At 48.5% G+C, this 330-nt stretch carries 1 pseudogene; it reads left to right on the top strand.

The features are described 5' to 3' along the window. Positions 1-102: 102 nt before the first annotated feature. Positions 103-330, top strand: a pseudogene (locus tag ACGF5R_RS24690) (phage terminase large subunit family protein); the annotation flags it as partial.

Below are 330 nucleotides of genomic sequence, written 5' to 3'. Positions count from 1 at the left end.
ATGGCCCGCGTTTACGTGTATTGGCTTCAACCACTAATGATACGGAGTTTGTTCAAGCGTTACAGGAGGTGGTTTACGAGGCGATGGAGGAATTAAGCCTTGATGATAACAGTAGAGGAGAAAGCTAATACCTCCGCCTGGCAGAACTTCACGCAAGATTTATATAAACGTCGCCCTGATATCCGCCCTCCCGAACCACTATCACTAAGTGTGTGGGCTAACAAATACGCCGTACTGTCCAAAGAAACCAGCGCACAGACCGGGCGATTTCGTTCGTTCGCCTATCAAGACGGCATGATGGATGCCATTACAGACCCGACTGTTACTTAT

The organism is Photorhabdus sp. RM71S, from assembly GCF_042879355.1.
Lineage (GTDB): Bacteria > Pseudomonadota > Gammaproteobacteria > Enterobacterales > Enterobacteriaceae > Photorhabdus > Photorhabdus kayaii.
The sequence above is the reverse complement of the archived record's forward strand: the minus strand, read 5'-3'. Positions and strand labels throughout refer to the sequence as shown.